We start from the raw sequence: 16,788 nt of genomic DNA, 5'->3' as shown, positions 1-16,788 counted from the left end.
TATTTTATTAAATCAACAGATATAATTTAGGCATAAAAAAACCTTGCAGGTAAAACCCACAAGGTCATTATTTTTACAGCTTACTGTGCCGGCAATAGCAACTTGTTTACTTATGATATCTCAAGCACGTTTCTACTTCGTTTTTAGAGCCTAATATTACCGCCACACGCTGGTGGATTGCATCGGGTTGAATATCCATAATACGCTCAGTACCCGTAGAGGCGATACCACCTGCTTGCTCAACTAGCATAGCCATGGGGTTGGCTTCGTACAGTAAACGTAGTTTATTAGGTTTGTTTGCATCCTTGGTGTCGGTTGGGTAGGTAAATAAACCACCACGGCTAAGTACACGGTGCACATCGCCAACCATAGCGGCAATCCAGCGCATGTTAAAGTTTTTAGCACGTGGGCCGGTATCGCCAGCGAGTAAGTCATTAATATAGTTTTGCATTGCTGGCTGCCAATGACGCTGGTTTGACGCATTAATAGCAAATTCGTTTGTATCAGCAGGGATAGTGGCAAAGTCTTGTGTCAGTAAAAAGCTACCTTGGGTTTTATCTAGCGTAAACATGCGTGTGCCTTTACCTGTAGTAAGTGCAAGCATAGTTGATGGGCCGTAAAGCACGTAACCTGCAGCAACTTGTTTGTGGCCTGGCTGCATAAATATACTTTGATCGGCGGCATCTGAGCCTTCAGGGGCTTTCATAATTGAAAATATAGTACCCACTAGCGAGTTAATATCGGTATTTGATGAGCCATCAAGCGGGTCAAACGCCACAATGTATTTAGCGTCTTGGTTGCCAGCTACTGTGTAGTCTTCCTCTTCTGAGGCGATGGCTTTAACTGACCCAGACTCCAGTAAAATATCTTTTAAAAGCTGATTAGATAATACATCGAGCTTTTTTTGGGTTTCGCCTTGAATGTTTTCATCAAGCGTTGAGCCTAATACGCCAGAAAGCGCACCTTGGCCAACACGAAACGAAATTTCTTTACATGCTGCTAAAATGGTTCTAATTAACGATAAAAGTTCTCTAGGACAACCGTCTTCTAGTAATACTGGTGGGAGTCTACGCATTCTATTTTCCTGATAACGTGTACTAGCTAATCTAAATGTGAGAGAGATTAACTTAGTGCGCTGAATTTCGTCTTAAATACCTGTATTGTTTAAATAGCACTGTAATAATGGTGCCACCTAATCGTACTTAAAACGCCAATAACAAAGATAAGATTATGAAAAAAATACCACTAATAAGTTACATATTCTTTACTGTGCTGTGCTCTATGATAACCCAAGCGCACGCAGCAATTAAGCCTATAGATGAATTTACTGCGCAAATGAATCACTTTCCTGGGTACTTTTCGTTTTACTACGATACTCAAAACGGCAAAGTGTTTTTAAAAGTAGATAAATTAGAGCAGCAATTTTTGCTTCAGCAAAGCTTACCTTATGGAGTTGGTTCTAACGATATAGGCTTAGATAGAGGTCAACTTGGTAACACGCATTTAGTTCAGTTTGAGCGTTTTGGCGATAAAGTAATGTTGCGCGCGCTAAATACATATTATCGCGCTAATACCACTAACAAAGCTGAGCAGCAAAGTATTAAAGAGGCCTTTGCATCCAGTATTTTAGCGGGCTTTAAAGTGGTAGCGCAAAGCGAAAAAACGCTCCTGATTGATTACACACCCTATTTATTAAGCGATGTACACGGGGTAGGCCGTACGCTTGCAGCGCGCAAGCAAGGCAGCTTTAGCCTTGATGAATCACGCAGCGCTGTATATATGAATCGCTCAAAAGCGTTTGTAAAAAATACCGAGCTTGAAGCAGTATTAACGTTTAAGGGCACTAAACCAGGTAAATTTGTGCGCCAAGTAAGTGCCGATGCATACTCACTTACTGTACATATGCACCACTCACTTATTAAATTACCTGATGATAAATACACGCCGCGAAAATTTGACCCGCAATCAGGGTATTGGAGCATTGAGCATAAAGACTATGCAGCCCCCCTTGGTGAATCTATGTTTGTGCGCTATATACCGCGCCATCGCTTAGCTAAAAAAGATCCAAGTTTACCGATTAGTGAACCCGTAGAGCCCATTACTTACTACCTAGATCCTGGCGTGCCTGAGCCGGTTAAAAGCGCGTTACTTGAAGGCGGTAAGTGGTGGAATGATGCCTTTAGCGCAGCCGGCTATAAAAACGCATTTATAGTCAAAGTATTGCCGAGCAATGCTGATCCTATGGATATTCGCTATAACGTTATTCAGTGGGTGCATCGTGCTACACGCGGATGGTCTTACGGAAGCTCTGTTATAGACCCTCGTACCGGCGAAATACTCAAAGGGCATGTAACACTTGGCTCATTGCGTGTACGCCAAGATATTTTAATTGCAGAAGCCCTTGGTGCGCCTTATTTAAAAGGTAACGAGGTGGCTAAGAACTTACAGGCAATGGCACTTGATAGGATTCGCCAGTTAAGTGCACACGAAATTGGCCATACGCTGGGCATTGCACATAACTTTGCAGCCTCGGTGGGGGGTAGAGCGTCAGTTATGGATTACCCGCACCCACTACTTAGCTTTAACGAGCAAGGCGAGCTTGATGTAACCCGCGGCTATGCAAGCGGTATGGGCGTATGGGATACCCAAGTTATTAAGTATGGTTACAGCGACTTTACTAATCAAGATGAAAGTGCTGAGCTTGCAGCAATATTAAAAGAGAACAAAACAAAGGGCCTTGAGTTTATATCTGATAGCGACGCACGCGCAAAGGGCGGGGCACACCCTACAGCGCACTTATGGGATAACGGTACTAACCCAGCGCAAGAGTTACTTAGAGTGCTTGATGTACGTAAAAAAGCGCTTTCGCAATTTGGTATTAACAACATTAAAACGGGCGAGGCACTCTCGCAGTTAGAAGAAAAACTCGTGCCGCTTTATTTATTTCATCGCTATCAAGTAGAGGCTGCAGTTAAGCTAATTGCGGGGGTTAACTACGAATACGAAACACGTAACAACTCACCTGCTAAGGGCGCGCAAGTGGTTGCAAAAGCGCAGCAGCAAGCGGCGCTTAGTGCTATTTTAACAACATTAAAACCGGCTAATTTAATTTTGCCTGAGTCGGTATTAGCGCTTATTCCGCCAAAAGCGTATGGCGAGTCTAAATCGCGTGAAAGCATAACAGGGCGTACGGGTGTAACACTTGATGCGATGGCCTTGCCAGAAGTAGCTGCGCAGCATAGTTTATCGTTATTATTAAACCCACAGCGTTTAAATCGTTTAGCTCAACAACAAGTACGTAATTATAATTTTTACAGCTTAGATGAGTTGTTAGAGCAGCTTTACAGCCAAGTGTTTAATGTGTCATCACCTAATACAATGAAAGGCAAAATCACCCAGCGGGTGCAATTTTTAACTGCAAAAAATATGGCTGATTTAGTCACTAGTGACAAGGTAAGCCCAGAGGTGCAGGCGCAGTTACGTTTCTACTTGGTAAAATTAAGCAAAGAGTACAATCAAAACTCAATGTTAAGTAATACCAGTGTAGGAGAAAGCGCATTTAAACAGTATTTAGCAGAGCAAATAAAACAGTTTTTAAAAGTAGGTAAGTGGCCTGAAAACTTCAGTGGTTTACCAATGCCACCGGGCTCACCAATTTAATTATATGTTTTAGTGTGTAGTGGCTACTTAACCTCAGTTCAGGTTGCTAAATAAGTAGCCACGTTGCGGTGCCTAAAAAGGCAAAAATACCGACAATATCAGTTACTGTTGTAAGTACAACACTACCTGCAAGTGCAGGGTCTATATTCATTTTTTTCAATAAAATAGGAATACATGCGCCAGCAACACCAGCTACTACGAGGTTCATAAACATTGCAAATGCGAGCACGCCGCCAAGCATAAAATCCCATTGCCAAAGCGCAATTACACTGGCTATAAGTATTGACCAAATAACCCCGTTTAATGCGCCTATCGCCAGCTCTTTAGCCATTAAAAATCGTTGGTTAGTTTGGTTAATATGGCCCACGGCAATACCGCGAATAACCAGAGTTAAAGATTGGCTACCTGCTACACCACCCATTGAGGGCACAATGCCATTGAGTACAGCTAAAATAGGTAATATATCTAAGGTGCTTTCAAAAAAGCTGGCCACAAAGGCGGCAGCTAAGGCTGTGAGTAAGTTAACGCCAAGCCATACTGAGCGTTTTTTTGAGCTTTTTAAAACAGGTGCAAAGGTGTCTTCTTCATCATCAAGGCCGGCAAGGCTTAATAAGCTGTGCTCTGCATCTTCACGAATAACATCAACAATATCATCAATGGTGACACGTCCAAGCAAGTGGGCGTTATCATCGACTACAGGGGCCGATATCCAGTTGTGGCGCTCAAATAGCTGAGCAACTTCACTTTCATCCATCGAAATAGGGATAGACTCACAGTCTTCATCCATTAAATCTTGAACAATTTTTTCAGGCGGATTAGTTAACAGTGTACTAAGTGATAATGCACCTAAAAAACAGTTATGTTTATCAACAACGTATAAATCATCGGTGCCCTCTGGCAGCTCACCGCGTAGCCTAATATAACGCAGCACAACATCAAGTGTAACGTCTGGGCGAATGGTCACCGTATCGGTGTTCATTAGCGCGCCTGCTGAGCGCTCTTGGTAAGATAAAGCCTGTGTAGCGCGTTCGCGGTCTTGCGTATCCATAGCGCTAACCACATCTTTGTACACGGTGTCAGGTAGGCTACGTAGGACTTCACCTAAATCATCGTGGCCCATATCCTCAGTGGCCGCGGCAATATGCTCAGGTTCCATTTGTGCAATGATGCCTAAACGTACATCTTCAGAGAGCTCTTCTAGCACATCCCCTTGCACATCTGGGTCAACCAGTTGCCAAAGCATGCGTCTAATTTTATGCGGAGAGGATTCAAGCAGCAGTGCTGTATCACAAGGTGCTGTTTTTGCTAGCATGCGTCTTACTTGAACAAATTGCCCACTATTAAGTGATTTAGTCACTTGTTTTAGTTGCTGTAGTGGATAGTCTTGTTCAAACGCTTCTGGCATTGGCATCCTAAATATTTTTGTGTAATGGAAAGGTGTTTAGTAAGTGGTTTTGCCCACTGTTATTTTCTTTATTTTTTGTGCTAAACCCAATGCTAGGACTAAATTAGTGTTTAAAATTAAGTAACCAAATTTAGCTGGGGCATGGCTTTATTACCCTAAATTAAAGCACTAAATTAGGCGAGTCGGAATACCCTAACTTACTAAATCTTTATAGTTCAGCCTGATAAGTCTTTAACTTATAAGGCTATGGTGCTTTAAATTATTCTTGTTCGTTAAATCGTTGTGCAATTAATTGCCCAACCGCATGCAAAGCTTGCTCTGAATCAGGGCCTTCACAGACTACTTTAACTTCTTTACCTTTACTGCTTTCAAGTAGCATTAAAGCTAATACGCTGTCGCCTGCAGCTTCTTTATCATCTTGGTGTAAGGTGATTTTAGCATCAAACTGCACAGCTAATTGCGCAAGGACCGTTGCCGCTCTGGCGTGTAAGCCTAATTTATTTTTTATTAGAAATGTGTCTTCACAGCGCATAAATTACTATACCTAAACTGAACAGGTTATTATTTTAAGGTTACTTTTCTTGCTCACGATGACGAATTTTGACATTCGGATGCGTCATAGCAAAGCTCTCACCAATGGCTTGCGCTAAATAAACAGAGCGATGTTGACCACCAGTACAGCCAATTGCAATAGTGAGGTAACTACGGTTATTGCGCTCTAAGTGTGGCAGCCAAGTTTGTACAAAGGTTTGAATTTGCCAAGTGAATTTTTGCACTATGCTGTGATTTGCCAAAAAATCTTTTACTGGTTGATCAAGGCCCGTAAGCGGTTTAAGTTCAGGCTCCCAGTGGGGGTTTGGCAAAAAGCGAGCATCAAAAACATAATCAGCTTCTTTAGGTATGCCGTGTTTAAAGCCAAACGATTCAAACGTTACAATAAGTTGCTTATCTTTTTTACCCAGTATTTTTTCGCGAATTGACTCTGCTAATTGGTGCACACTTAAATCGGTGGTATCAAGCATAAAGTCAGCGCGCGTTACAAGTACATCAAGCAGTTCTTTTTCTTTTTTTATTGCTAAATCAAGCGGCAGCGAATCGATGGATAAAGGGTGTAATCTGCGTGTTTCTGAAAAACGTTTGATCAGTGTTTGATCATCACTATCTAAATAAAACAGTGTGGGTTTAGCAAAGTCAGGAAGGTACTCGAGAATATCGTTAAATTCGTCTTGTTCTTTGGGGATATTACGAACATCTATACTAACGGCTATTTTGTCATAGTTATCTGAAACACTTCGCACCAAAGAGGGCAGTAGGTTGACCGGAATATTATCTACGCAATAATAGCCTAAATCTTCAACCACGCGTAAAGCAACCGACTTACCTGAACCAGAACGGCCGCTTATGATAATTAACTCCATTTATAGCCCTTAGTATTTACTACGATTGATCAACAATTACTTGATACAGCTCTGCATCGGTTTTAGCACTACGCAGCTGTTTACAAAATTCTTTGTTGCTCAGTTTATCAGCTATGGTTGCCAGAGTCTTTAGGTGCTGTTGGTTATCGCCATCTGGTACGATGAGTGCAACAAAAATATCAACAGGGCAGTTATCAATAGCATCAAAGTTAACAGGCGTGTCGCTAACAAGTACTAAAGCCAGCGGCTCTTCTACGCCACCCATTCTGCCATGAGGAATGGCGATACCCCGGCCAATACCAGTACTGCCTAGCTTTTCTCTGCTTGCCAGCGCATTAAGAATATCTTGTTGTGGTAAGTAGGGGAGCTTTTCATGAGCTAGCTCACTGATAAACTCTAAAATTCTTTTTTTACTACTAAAAAGGACCGCAGCTTTGCTGCAGTCCTGGCATACTAATGTACTTAATTTCATAATATTAGTGTCTAGCAAGCTTCTCTTTATGTTTTATGACTTGACGATCGAGCTTGTCAATCAACGAGTCTATAGCGGCATACATATCTTGGTGCTCTGTTGAGGCAAATAAATCTGCGCCACTTACATGAATAGTCGCTTCTGCTTTTTGGTTGAGTTTTTCTACATCGAGAATGACATGCACATTGCTAATATGATCTGAGTGCCTTTCTAGCTTTGCAAATTTATTATTTACATAGTCTCTAAGTGAATCAGTTACTTCTACGTGACGACCAGTTAGGTTTAGTTGCATAAGCATTTCCTCTTTGTTTTTTACGTCTTATATCAAACTCTTTCTCTGATTTGACGGTGGAATAGCTAGCGATTCACGGTATTTTGCTATTGTGCGTCTAGCTACTTTAATTCCTTGCTCTGCCAATATATCCGCAATTTTACTATCACTCAATGGTTTAGCTGAGTTTTCCGCGGCAATTAGCTTTTTAATTAGGGCACGTATTGCGGTTGATGAACACTCGCCGCCATTTTCAGTGCTTACGTGGCTTGAGAAAAAATACTTAAGCTCAAAAATACCACGTGGCGTATGCATATATTTTTGCGTAGTAACACGCGAAATTGTCGATTCATGCATTTCTACCATTTCAGCAACATCGTTTAAAACCATTGGCTTCATGGCTTCTGGGCCATGTTCAAAAAATGCCTGTTGCTGTTTTACAATACAGTTTGTTACTTTGAGCAGCGTGTCGTTTCTGCTTTCAAGGCTTTTTATAAACCATTTAGCTTCTTGTAAGTGAGAGCGAATAAATTGGCTATCACCACTTGATTTTACGGTACGTGACATAGCCGCGTACTGACTATTTACGCGTATTTTTGGCATGCTATCTGGGTTTAGCTCTACCACCCAGCGGCCTTTTATTTTTTTAACCGACACATCTGGTATTACATACTCCGACTCTTCCCTTACTATTGTATCTGCAGGTTTTGGGTTGAGGGTATGTATTAGGGTCATGACCTCTTTAAGCTCGTCTTCTTTAAGCTTAGTCTTTTTCATTAATGTACGATAGTCGCGTGCCGCTAATAGATCAATGTGATCGGTTAAGATCATTTTAGTTTGTTCTATAAAAGGGGTGTCTTTATCAAACTGGTTTAGCTGAATACACAAGCACTCTTGTAAACTGCGCGCGGCTATACCTACAGGGTCAAATAACTGAATACGCTTTAAAACGGCTTCTATTTCGTCAAGTTCAACTTCAACTTCGTCATCGTTTTCTTGGTTAAAGCTTTCTAAAATTTCTTCGCAACTTAGCGTTAAAATACCCGAGTCATCTACAGCTTCTACAATGGCAATAGCAATGGCTTCATCAGTGGGGCTAAAAGGAGTAAGCTGAAGCTGCCACATTAAATACTCATGTAGCGTTTCAGTAGAGGCACCTTGATAAATAGACTCATCTTCTGGCATTGGGCCTGAGGATGCCGCAGGGGCTGCGCTCATGTACTCATCCCAAGTTACATCCATTGCCATATCATCGCTAACGGTGTCTTTATTTAAAGCTTCGCCACTGTCTTGCTCGTACTCGCTAGTTGTATCGTCAGCCGATGCGCTTACGGTTACATCATCCGTATCTGCTTTTTGTTCATTTTTTCCAGCCGACTCTTCCGTGTAATCTTGCTCTTCTACTTCTAATAGCGGGTTGCTATCAAGTGCTTCTTGTATTTCTTGCTGGAGATCCAATGTACTGAGCTGCAGCAAGCGAATCGCTTGTTGCAATTGTGGAGTCATTGTAAGTTGCTGGCCCATGCGCAGCTGTAATGATTGCCTCATGTATCTCTAACAATCCTTTTATGTTGTTATAATTAATATTAGCAGATGCTTGTAGGTGTGGCTTAAATGTTACAGCCTAAATTGCTCGCCTAAATAAACATCGCGTACAGTTTTGTCATTTAATACGTGTTCTGGGGTGCCAGATGCAATTAGCTCCCCATGAGAAACAATGTAGGCTTTTTCACAAACATCAAGGGTTTCTCTTACATTGTGATCGGTAATTAATACGCCAATGCCACGGTTTTTAAGATGTTCTATTATTTTCTTTATATCTAACACTGAAATCGGATCAACACCAGCAAAAGGCTCATCCAATAAAATAAATTTAGGGTTTGCTGCCAGTGCTCTGGCAATTTCTACACGGCGGCGTTCACCACCAGAAAGCGCCATACCTTGGCTATCGCGAATATGCTGAATACTAAATTCATCAAGTAAGTTGTTAAGCGTTTCTTCTCGTGCGGCTTTATTGAGCTCTTTACGCGTTTCTAAAATAGCCATTAGGTTTTGATAAACTGTCAGCTTTCTAAATATTGATGACTCTTGCGGCAAATAGCCAATGCCTAAACGGGCGCGGCTGTGCATAGGTAATAACGTAATGTCGTTATCATCAATAGAAATTTTACCTTTGTCGCTAGGTACTAACCCTACAATCATGTAAAAGGTGGTGGTTTTACCTGCGCCATTAGGGCCCAATAAGCCAACAATGCTGCCGGCTTCTACCTCAAGGCCTACATTTTTTACAACTTGGCGGCCTTTATAGCTTTTTGCTAATAGTTCTGCTTTTAAGGTGCTCATGGTTGACCTTCGTTACCTGTTTTTTCTTTAATTTTTGCTTCAACAGGCACTAAAATTGTGTGGACACGATCCGTAGAGTTTTCGTCTTTTTCTGCGCTAATAAGCTGCTGCTGCATGTCGTAGGTAATACTTTTAGCATTAATTTTTTGACCGGCTTGTGCGACTTCAGCATCGCCAACAAGCGTTAAAAAGCGCTTTGCTACGTCGTAACGTACTTCGTTTGCGCTGGCACTCATTACGGTACCGTCGTCTTGTTTTTCTTCGAAGTAGGCTGGGCTGCCAGTGGCAATAAGGAGTTGTTTGTTATCCCCTAAGTCTTCACGTTTATGTACTTCGAGTCGGTCGGCTGTAATTTTGCGATTACCATGCACAATTTCGACGTTCTTTTCAAAAATACCTACGTTTTCTTTAAGTTGGCCTTCTTGACGGTCTGCACTAATAGAAATTTGATTTGCTGGCGGTTGAGCAGCAGGCTCAGCAGCAGAGGCGCTAAATGCAAGCATTAGCGATGGGATAATAAGTATTTTAGTGAGTTTATTGGTCATAATATATTGTTCGCGTATGGTTAATTAGTTTTATTACTTCGGTTTTTAAATCGGCTTCAAGGCCTTTACCGACAATTTTTAAATTAGGCCCAGTGACAACCACTGGCTGCTCAGAGCGCATTGTTAGCGCTTTAATGTCGACTTCGATGTTATCGGCATCGATGTTATCTATCATGGCATTATCAACTAAATTTTTAGCAACCACATTGCCTTCTAAAATAAGTTGTTTATCTTCGTAAAGCGTTGCTTCGTCTGCATTTATTCGCCATGTTTGCTTTTCGTTATACAAGGTGAAAATAGGTTTTTCAAAAAACGTAAAACCAAGCTGTTGGTACAGCTCCATTTTAGCCGCTGTGACTTTATGGCTTATTTTGCCTTGCTCGTCATAGGCTGTTTGCTTAAGCTCTATAGCGGTGTAATCGGGCTTTGCAATTACTTCAGGTTCTTGCTCTGGCGCTACATTGGTTTGGGTAAAATAAGGGTACCAAAGCCAAACCATACAGCCGATGAATAACGCACTGAGTATAACGCGTGCTGCATTCATGAACTGGTGCCTTGTGTTGTAAGCGCTATGCCGTTCTCTAGCATAAGTAAGTCTGTGAGCTCTCTAACGGCGCCAAAGCCACCAGGCATTTGCGTAGTGTAATGCGATAAGCGCTTAATTAGCGGGTGCGCATCGTTAACTGCAACGGCAAAGCCAACGCGCTCCATTACTGGCATGTCAGGGCCATCGTCACCAATATAGGCTATTTGTTCATCAGTTAACTTTAAAGTGTTTTTGAGTTCTTGATAAGCAATAAGTTTGTCTTCTTGGCCTTGATAAATGTGCTGTACGGTTAAGCTGCTCATGCGAGTTTGCACTATTTTTGAGTGACGCCCCGTAATGACCGCAACTTCAAAACCGCTATTGATCAGCGCTTTAATGCCAAAACCATCTTTTGTATTAAATGCTTTTAATTCTTCGCCTTGGTTACCGAGGTAAATTCGGCCATCAGAAAATACACCATCAATGTCGCATATGAGTAGTTTTACTTTTTTGGCGCGTGCTTTGGCATCATCGCTTAGCGGTTGATAGAGATCTTCAAATTGCATTTATAATACTCCTGCTTTTAAGAGGTCTTGCATATTTAAGGCGCCTATTGGCTGGTTTTTATCATTGACAACAATTAAACCATTAATACGTTTATTTTCCATTATGTTTAGGGCTTCAGCTGCAAGTATATCGGCCGTGGCGGTTGTGCATGACTTAGTCATAACCTGGCTAATAGCGGTGCTATGTATATCCACTCTTTGCTCTAAAATACGGCGTAAGTCACCGTCGGTAAAAAGGCCTGCAAGCTGTTGATTGTTATCTACAATAGCGGTCATACCCAGCCCTTTGGCTGACATTTCTATTAACGCGTCTTTAATTGTTTGCGTTACACCTATAATAGGGGTGTTTGTGCCGCTGTGCATTACATCTTTTAAAGTGAGCAACAATCGCTTACCTAAACTGCCACCAGGGTGAGAGAGTGCAAAGTCATCGGCGGTAAAGCCGCGTGCTTCTAAAAGCGCAACCGCCATTGCATCACCCATTGCTAAAGTAGCTGTGGTGCTTGCTGTAGGCGCTAAACCTAATAAACAGGCTTCTTGTTCTACTTTTATGCATACGTGCACATCGGCAAGTGTTGCCATAGTAGAGAGCGGGTTGCCCGTCATCGATATTATTTTTGCACCAAGGCGTTTAAGCACCGGAATAATATTAAGTACTTCGCTGGTTTCGCCCGAGTTTGATATAAGCATAACCACGTCATTTTTGGTTATCATGCCTAAATCACCATGGCTTGCTTCGCCTGGGTGAACAAAAAAAGCAGGGCTGCCTGTACTTGCAAGGGTAGCAGCAATTTTATTACCAATATGGCCTGATTTACCCATGCCAATAACAATAATGCGGCCTTGGCAATCAAACATGAGCTGACACGCACTATGAAAGTTTTCGTCAACGTATTGTGTAATATCAGCAAGCGCTTGGCGTTCAATGTTTAATACGCGTAAACCTTGCTCTATAAAATTTAGTTGTGCCATTGTTACCCTACTTGACTAAAAATATAACCTTGGTACGCCAAAAATGCGATGAGTAATAGGCCACCTTCTACTCTATTGATACGCTGAGAACCTCTAAAGTTCAATGACATAATAATAAGCGCAAGCGTAGCACCTAACATAATAAGTATGTCGCGGTTTGCAAGTGACGGGTCAACCACTGATGGGTTAATAATACCTGCAAGCGGTAATACCGCTAAAATATTAAATATATTTGAGCCCACAATATTACCTAGGGCTAAATCATCTTCGTTTTTAAGTACACCCGCTACAGAAGCTGCAAGTTCAGGCAAGCTTGTGCCAATGGCGATAATGGTTAAGCCAATTACTAAGTCGCTTAAACCAAAGTATTTAGCAATATCGACTGCTGAACCAACTAAAAAGTGTGAGCTAACAGGCAATAAAACCATGCCGACAATTAGCCATAAAACGGCTTTTTTAGTTGGTACATCGTTAGGAACCTCATCGCAGGCTTCTGAAACAAAAGGGTCATCTTGATTTTTTGCGCGCAAAGAAACCACAATCAAACCGCCAATAAATACAGCAAATGCAACTAGCAACGCCACCCCTTCGGTGAGCGAGAAGTAGTTGTCTGAAAATACATACCACGTAGCCAAGGATACCAGCATAACAAGCGGCATTTCGCGTTTTAAAGTGCTTGATGACACACTCAAAGGGCGTAGCAGCGCAGTAATACCTAACACAAGTAATATGTTTGTTATATTTGAACCTACCGCGTTACCGACCGCTGTGTCGGTTTTATTTGCCAAAGCAGCCGAGGCCGATACCATCATTTCAGGGGCCGAAGAACCCATAGCAACAACCGTTAAGCCAACAATTAAAGTAGGGACTCCAAAGTTTTTAGCAAGCGCTGCCGCACCGTATACAAATCGGTCGGCGCTCCACACAAGTGCAGCAAAACCAAGAATTAAAATAACAAACGAGGTAACCATTATGTTAAGCCAGATGTTCAAAATACAGATGGCGCGAATAGTAACAAAAGCCAACATGAAAGTATAAGCAAAAGAGCAGGGTCTACTATTGCAGTGCGTGAATTTTATGCGCTTAAGCAAAGGTTAAGGCAATTTACTTCAGCCTTAGAGCGCTTTTTGTAAGCGTATTACAAAATCTTACGAATTGTTTTTTCCATCTTGGCTAAAAAACCCTTAAAATAGGAGCACGAGTGAACATTGTTACGGAGAGCGACTTGTCGCAATCAATAGTAGAAGTCAAGGATGTTAGCTTTTCGCGAGGCGATAGAACCATATATAAAAATATGAGTTTTAGTGTTCCTAAAGGTAAGATAACAGCGATTATGGGGCCAAGCGGAATTGGCAAAACCACAATGCTACGCTTAATTGGTGGGCAGCTTAAGCCTGACGCCGGCGATATTTTATTCGAAGGTGGCAGTATTCCTAGTATGTCGCGCAAAGAGTTATATGCGGCACGAACCAAAATGAGCATGCTGTTTCAAAGCGGTGCGTTATTTACTGATATGTCGGTATTTGACAACATTGCATTTCCTCTGCGAGAGCACACCAAGTTAAGTGAAGCGTTAATTAAACTAGTCGTATTAATGAAACTGCAAGCGGTGGGTTTACGCGGTGCAAAAGATTTAATGCCTTCTGAGCTTTCTGGCGGTATGGCCAGACGAGCAGCACTTGCACGTGCTATTGCACTGGACCCAGAACTTATTATGTATGATGAGCCTTTTGCCGGCCAAGACCCAATATCTATGGGTGTATTGGTAAAGCTTATTAAGTCGTTAAATGAAGTGCTAGGTTTATCATCCCTTATTGTAACCCACGATGTGACGGAGGTAATGAGTATTGCCGATCACGTTATTATTATTGCCGATCAAGGCGTAATAGGGGCAGGGACACCGGATGAAATGCGTAATCATGAATCTCCATTAGTACAGCAGTTTTTAAAAGGGTTATCGGATGGGCCTGTGCCATTTCATTATCCTGCACAAACGTATGCTGATGAGCTGTTAGGAGAAAACGCTTAATGTTGGATTTATTTCAAAAGTTAGGTCATAAAACGCTGGGGCGTTTTGCTGCATTAGGGCGCTCTGCCAACATGCTTTTTAATGCATTGTGGAATGTACCTAACTTTAAAAAAGGCACACCGCTGTTAGTGCGCCAACTTTATATGGTTGGTTCGCAATCATTATTAATTATTATGGTGTCGGGTCTGTTTATTGGTATGGTGCTTGCGCTGCAAGGTTACACTGTATTGGTTGGCTATGGCGCCGAAGACAGCCTAGGCCCATTAGTTGCGCTTAGTTTATTACGCGAACTAGGCCCTGTGGTTACAGCGCTATTATTTGCTGGGCGCGCTGGAAGTGCGCTAACGGCAGAAATAGGTTTAATGAAAGCCACCGAGCAACTCTCTTCACTAGAAATGATGGCCATTGACCCTCTCAAGCGCATTATTGCACCGCGCTTTTGGGCAGGTTTTATTAGTATGCCATTGCTTGCACTTATTTTTTCTGCGGTTGCCATTATCGGTGCTCATTTAGTTGGGGTTGATTGGTTAGGCGTAGATACCGGCAGCTTTTGGTCGATAATGCAATCGCAAGTATCGTTTCAAGAAGATGTATTAAACGGCATGATAAAAAGTTTTGTATTTGCCATGGTAGTGACCTGGATTGCGCTTTATAAGGGCTACGACTGTATCCCAACCTCAGAAGGGATCAGTAAAGCAACAACAGAAACAGTCGTACACTCATCACTGGCAGTATTAGGGTTTGACTTTATTTTGACAGCGGTAATGTTTACCAGCTAATAGGGTATAGATAATGAATTCACGGAAATTAGAGATTTTAGTTGGCTTTTTTGTCGCATTAGGCATTTTAGCGTTTGCAATGTTAGCACTTAAAGTGGCTAATTCGGGTATTAGCGGGTCGGGCGAAACCTACACGCTAAATGCAAAGTTTGAAAATATCGGCTCACTTAAAGCGCGTGCACCGGTAAAAGTAGGCGGTGTAGTGATTGGCCGTGTTGAATCTATTTATGTACACCCACAGGAGTTTTTGCCTGTGGTAAATATGACGATAGATGCACAGTATTTATGTCGTTTTTCAGACACTAGCTCAATCTCAATTTTAACATCGGGTATTTTAGGGGAGCAGTACTTAGGTATTCACCCTGTTATTTCTCCTAATGCAGCAGAGCAGCGCTGTTTAGGTGAGACAGTGACCGAAAACGCACAAGATCAAGCAATCGATGAGTTATTTGGCGTAGAGAGCAAAGCGTTAGGTGATGGTGATTCAATCACAGATACTAAGTCTGCACTTGTTTTAGAAGAGTTAATTGGGCAGTTTTTATTCAACCAAGGTAGTGAGTAATTATTATGTTGAAACAGTTTTTAGCCGTTATTGCACTTGGTGCAACCCTAGCTGTGCAAGGTGTTAGCGCAGCCGAAGTTAAACTGACAGATCCTAACAAAATGGTGCGTCAGGTAGCAGAGCATACATTTGAGCGCATTAAAAAAGATCAACCGCTTATCACTAAAGATAAAGAGCACCTTCGTGTTATTGTAGAAGAAGAGCTGATGCCTTACATAGACTACAAATATGCAGCACTTCGTGTGTTGGGTAGTGAAGTGTCTAAAGTACGTGCAATTACCGATGAAGCCGAAAAAGCCAAAGCAATTAAAGATATCCAAGAATTTATTGGCGCGTTTAGAGGCTATTTAGTTGCTACTTACGCGGGGGTATTTACTCAATACACTGACCAACATGTAGAATTTGGCGCAGAGCAACCATTTAAAGGCAAAGATGTAGTTGTAGTAAAAACTAAAATTACAGAAGATGGCAAGCCTGACATAAAAATTGATTTTAAAGTGCGTGAAGATCGCAGCGGCGAGTGGCGCGCATACGATATGATTGCAGAAGGAATTAGCTTACTCGATGCAAAACAAAGTGAGCTACAAGGTATTTTACGCCAGCAAGGTATTGCACACGTAAGTAAATTACTAGAGCAAAAGAGCCAGTTACCTGTGCAATTTAGAGGCAACAACAGCAATGACTAAATTGGCAATTAGCCAAGTAGATGAGCAGCACTATAGGGTAAGTGGTGAACTTACCCGCAGCTCAATTGGCAATGAACAGCTTCTGAACGCCAAGTCATTAAGTAAGCATAAAACCATCTATTTTGACCTTTGTGAGGTAATGAGGGTTGACACAGCGGGCTTAGCTTGGTTAATTCACTCTTTTGCTGAATTTAAGCAACAAGGCACACGCCTTGAATTGCAAAATCCACCTGAGCAATTGCAAAATTTAATGCAGTTGGGTCAGGTAACAACTTTATTTGAGTGAGAGTTATGGAAACTAGCCAAGTCGAAACATTATTACGCGACGAACTTCAATTATCTGAAGTAAAAGTAAAAGCCAATGGTAGCCATTATGAAGTAATTGCAGTAGGTGAGTGCTTTGACGGTTTAAGCCGCGTTAAAAAGCAACAGCTAGTTTATGGCCCATTAATGAATACTATTTCAGACGGTACAATTCACGCTGTATCAATTCGTGCATTTACGCCAACTGAGTGGAAGCGTGAACAAAAATTTATTTTACCTCAATAGTTAAG

At 41.9% G+C, this 16,788-nt stretch carries 20 protein-coding genes; 7 read left to right on the top strand and 13 right to left on the bottom strand.

The window, feature by feature from the left end:
• Positions 1-106: 106 nt before the first annotated feature.
• Positions 107-1,075 carry a class 1 fructose-bisphosphatase gene (locus OIZ54_RS12955; protein ID WP_264390551.1) on the bottom strand — a complete coding sequence of 323 codons (969 nt, stop codon included), beginning with the start codon at positions 1,073-1,075 and terminating at the stop codon, positions 107-109.
• A gap of 155 nt (positions 1,076-1,230) precedes the next feature.
• On the opposite strand from OIZ54_RS12955, the gene OIZ54_RS12950 reads away from it, so the two are divergent.
• The gene (locus tag OIZ54_RS12950; RefSeq protein ID WP_264390550.1) at positions 1,231-3,660 is read left to right on the top strand and encodes a zinc-dependent metalloprotease; all 2,430 of its coding nucleotides are present in this window, start codon (positions 1,231-1,233) and stop codon (positions 3,658-3,660) included.
• A 46-nt stretch (positions 3,661-3,706) separates the two neighbouring features.
• Here the strand turns inward: OIZ54_RS12950 and mgtE are convergent, their stop codons facing one another.
• From mgtE to OIZ54_RS12890, 12 genes are all read right to left on the bottom strand, one after another.
• Entirely contained in the window at positions 3,707-5,065 is a 1,359-nt protein-coding gene (gene mgtE, locus OIZ54_RS12945) for a magnesium transporter (RefSeq protein ID WP_004589080.1), read from the bottom strand.
• A 259-nt stretch (positions 5,066-5,324) separates the two neighbouring features.
• On the bottom strand, positions 5,325-5,597 hold the full coding sequence (locus tag OIZ54_RS12940; RefSeq protein ID WP_004589081.1) for an HPr family phosphocarrier protein: 273 nt from the start codon (positions 5,595-5,597) through the stop codon (positions 5,325-5,327).
• Between the two features lie 40 nt (positions 5,598-5,637).
• Positions 5,638-6,483: an RNase adapter RapZ gene (gene rapZ / locus OIZ54_RS12935; protein WP_004589082.1), complete on the bottom strand. Its 846-nt coding sequence runs from the start codon at positions 6,481-6,483 to the stop codon at positions 5,638-5,640.
• Between the two features lie 19 nt (positions 6,484-6,502).
• Positions 6,503-6,955 (bottom strand): PTS sugar transporter subunit IIA, encoded by a 453-nt coding sequence (locus tag OIZ54_RS12930; RefSeq protein ID WP_004589083.1) that lies wholly within the window; start codon positions 6,953-6,955, stop codon positions 6,503-6,505.
• Between the two features lie 4 nt (positions 6,956-6,959).
• Positions 6,960-7,247 (bottom strand): ribosome hibernation promoting factor, encoded by a 288-nt coding sequence (gene hpf, locus OIZ54_RS12925; protein WP_004589084.1) that lies wholly within the window; start codon positions 7,245-7,247, stop codon positions 6,960-6,962.
• A gap of 27 nt (positions 7,248-7,274) precedes the next feature.
• Positions 7,275-8,774, bottom strand: coding sequence for an RNA polymerase factor sigma-54 (locus OIZ54_RS12920; protein WP_004589085.1), 1,500 nt, complete (start codon positions 8,772-8,774; stop codon positions 7,275-7,277).
• 69 nt (positions 8,775-8,843) lie between these two features.
• Positions 8,844-9,569, bottom strand: coding sequence for an LPS export ABC transporter ATP-binding protein (lptB, locus tag OIZ54_RS12915; RefSeq protein ID WP_004589086.1), 726 nt, complete (start codon positions 9,567-9,569; stop codon positions 8,844-8,846).
• Positions 9,566-10,114, bottom strand: a complete 549-nt coding sequence (gene lptA, locus OIZ54_RS12910; RefSeq protein WP_004589087.1) for a lipopolysaccharide transport periplasmic protein LptA — start codon at positions 10,112-10,114, stop codon at positions 9,566-9,568. Before lptA ends, lptB begins: the two co-directional genes overlap by 4 nt.
• A complete protein-coding gene (gene lptC / locus OIZ54_RS12905) occupies positions 10,104-10,658 on the bottom strand; it encodes an LPS export ABC transporter periplasmic protein LptC (protein ID WP_054982305.1) in 555 nt (184 codons plus the stop codon). Before lptC ends, lptA begins: the two co-directional genes overlap by 11 nt.
• On the bottom strand, positions 10,655-11,206 hold the full coding sequence (kdsC, locus tag OIZ54_RS12900; RefSeq protein ID WP_054982306.1) for a 3-deoxy-manno-octulosonate-8-phosphatase KdsC: 552 nt from the start codon (positions 11,204-11,206) through the stop codon (positions 10,655-10,657). The genes lptC and kdsC overlap by 4 nt, the downstream gene beginning before the upstream one ends.
• Positions 11,207-12,178: a KpsF/GutQ family sugar-phosphate isomerase gene (locus OIZ54_RS12895; RefSeq protein WP_004589090.1), complete on the bottom strand. Its 972-nt coding sequence runs from the start codon at positions 12,176-12,178 to the stop codon at positions 11,207-11,209.
• Between the two features lie 2 nt (positions 12,179-12,180).
• On the bottom strand, positions 12,181-13,149 hold the full coding sequence (locus OIZ54_RS12890) for a calcium/sodium antiporter (protein WP_004589091.1): 969 nt from the start codon (positions 13,147-13,149) through the stop codon (positions 12,181-12,183).
• A gap of 254 nt (positions 13,150-13,403) precedes the next feature.
• On the opposite strand from OIZ54_RS12890, the gene OIZ54_RS12885 reads away from it, so the two are divergent.
• From OIZ54_RS12885 to OIZ54_RS12860, 6 genes are read left to right on the top strand one after another with little or no spacing between them, the layout of a single operon-like run.
• Positions 13,404-14,207, top strand: a complete 804-nt coding sequence (locus OIZ54_RS12885; RefSeq protein ID WP_004589092.1) for an ATP-binding cassette domain-containing protein — start codon at positions 13,404-13,406, stop codon at positions 14,205-14,207.
• The gene (mlaE, locus tag OIZ54_RS12880) at positions 14,207-14,986 is read left to right on the top strand and encodes a lipid asymmetry maintenance ABC transporter permease subunit MlaE (RefSeq protein WP_024033330.1); all 780 of its coding nucleotides are present in this window, start codon (positions 14,207-14,209) and stop codon (positions 14,984-14,986) included. The genes OIZ54_RS12885 and mlaE overlap by 1 nt, the downstream gene beginning before the upstream one ends.
• 13 nt (positions 14,987-14,999) lie before the next feature.
• Positions 15,000-15,548 carry an outer membrane lipid asymmetry maintenance protein MlaD gene (gene mlaD / locus OIZ54_RS12875; protein WP_004589094.1) on the top strand — a complete coding sequence of 183 codons (549 nt, stop codon included), beginning with the start codon at positions 15,000-15,002 and terminating at the stop codon, positions 15,546-15,548.
• Between the two features lie 5 nt (positions 15,549-15,553).
• Positions 15,554-16,234 (top strand): phospholipid-binding protein MlaC, encoded by a 681-nt coding sequence (locus tag OIZ54_RS12870; RefSeq protein ID WP_264390549.1) that lies wholly within the window; start codon positions 15,554-15,556, stop codon positions 16,232-16,234.
• Positions 16,227-16,520 carry a lipid asymmetry maintenance protein MlaB gene (locus OIZ54_RS12865; RefSeq protein ID WP_024033329.1) on the top strand — a complete coding sequence of 98 codons (294 nt, stop codon included), beginning with the start codon at positions 16,227-16,229 and terminating at the stop codon, positions 16,518-16,520. The genes OIZ54_RS12870 and OIZ54_RS12865 overlap by 8 nt, the downstream gene beginning before the upstream one ends.
• A 5-nt stretch (positions 16,521-16,525) precedes the next feature.
• Positions 16,526-16,783 carry a BolA family protein gene (locus tag OIZ54_RS12860; protein WP_004589097.1) on the top strand — a complete coding sequence of 86 codons (258 nt, stop codon included), beginning with the start codon at positions 16,526-16,528 and terminating at the stop codon, positions 16,781-16,783.
• Positions 16,784-16,788: the final 5 nt, after the last annotated feature.

It is taken from the genome of Pseudoalteromonas sp. A3 (assembly GCF_025942345.1).
GTDB classification, from domain to species: domain Bacteria; phylum Pseudomonadota; class Gammaproteobacteria; order Enterobacterales; family Alteromonadaceae; genus Pseudoalteromonas; species Pseudoalteromonas atlantica.
This window is presented reverse-complemented; position numbering and strand designations above follow the sequence as displayed.

Coding starts and splice junctions, on each gene's coding strand:
- OIZ54_RS12940 (WP_004589081.1), bottom strand. CDS start 5,597: ATGCGCTGTGAAGACACATTTCTAATAAAAAATAAATTAGGCTTACAC.
- OIZ54_RS12955 (WP_264390551.1), bottom strand. CDS start 1,075: ATGCGTAGACTCCCACCAGTATTACTAGAAGACGGTTGTCCTAGAGAA.
- lptC (WP_054982305.1), bottom strand. CDS start 10,658: ATGAATGCAGCACGCGTTATACTCAGTGCGTTATTCATCGGCTGTATG.
- OIZ54_RS12930 (WP_004589083.1), bottom strand. CDS start 6,955: ATGAAATTAAGTACATTAGTATGCCAGGACTGCAGCAAAGCTGCGGTC.
- mlaE (WP_024033330.1), top strand. CDS start 14,207: ATGTTGGATTTATTTCAAAAGTTAGGTCATAAAACGCTGGGGCGTTTT.
- mgtE (WP_004589080.1), bottom strand. CDS start 5,065: ATGCCAGAAGCGTTTGAACAAGACTATCCACTACAGCAACTAAAACAA.
- OIZ54_RS12890 (WP_004589091.1), bottom strand. CDS start 13,149: ATGGTTACCTCGTTTGTTATTTTAATTCTTGGTTTTGCTGCACTTGTG.
- lptB (WP_004589086.1), bottom strand. CDS start 9,569: ATGAGCACCTTAAAAGCAGAACTATTAGCAAAAAGCTATAAAGGCCGC.
- OIZ54_RS12865 (WP_024033329.1), top strand. CDS start 16,227: ATGACTAAATTGGCAATTAGCCAAGTAGATGAGCAGCACTATAGGGTA.
- mlaD (WP_004589094.1), top strand. CDS start 15,000: ATGAATTCACGGAAATTAGAGATTTTAGTTGGCTTTTTTGTCGCATTA.
- kdsC (WP_054982306.1), bottom strand. CDS start 11,206: ATGCAATTTGAAGATCTCTATCAACCGCTAAGCGATGATGCCAAAGCA.
- OIZ54_RS12920 (WP_004589085.1), bottom strand. CDS start 8,774: ATGAGGCAATCATTACAGCTGCGCATGGGCCAGCAACTTACAATGACT.
- hpf (WP_004589084.1), bottom strand. CDS start 7,247: ATGCAACTAAACCTAACTGGTCGTCACGTAGAAGTAACTGATTCACTT.
- OIZ54_RS12950 (WP_264390550.1), top strand. CDS start 1,231: ATGAAAAAAATACCACTAATAAGTTACATATTCTTTACTGTGCTGTGC.
- OIZ54_RS12860 (WP_004589097.1), top strand. CDS start 16,526: ATGGAAACTAGCCAAGTCGAAACATTATTACGCGACGAACTTCAATTA.
- OIZ54_RS12895 (WP_004589090.1), bottom strand. CDS start 12,178: ATGGCACAACTAAATTTTATAGAGCAAGGTTTACGCGTATTAAACATT.
- lptA (WP_004589087.1), bottom strand. CDS start 10,114: ATGACCAATAAACTCACTAAAATACTTATTATCCCATCGCTAATGCTT.
- OIZ54_RS12870 (WP_264390549.1), top strand. CDS start 15,554: ATGTTGAAACAGTTTTTAGCCGTTATTGCACTTGGTGCAACCCTAGCT.
- rapZ (WP_004589082.1), bottom strand. CDS start 6,483: ATGGAGTTAATTATCATAAGCGGCCGTTCTGGTTCAGGTAAGTCGGTT.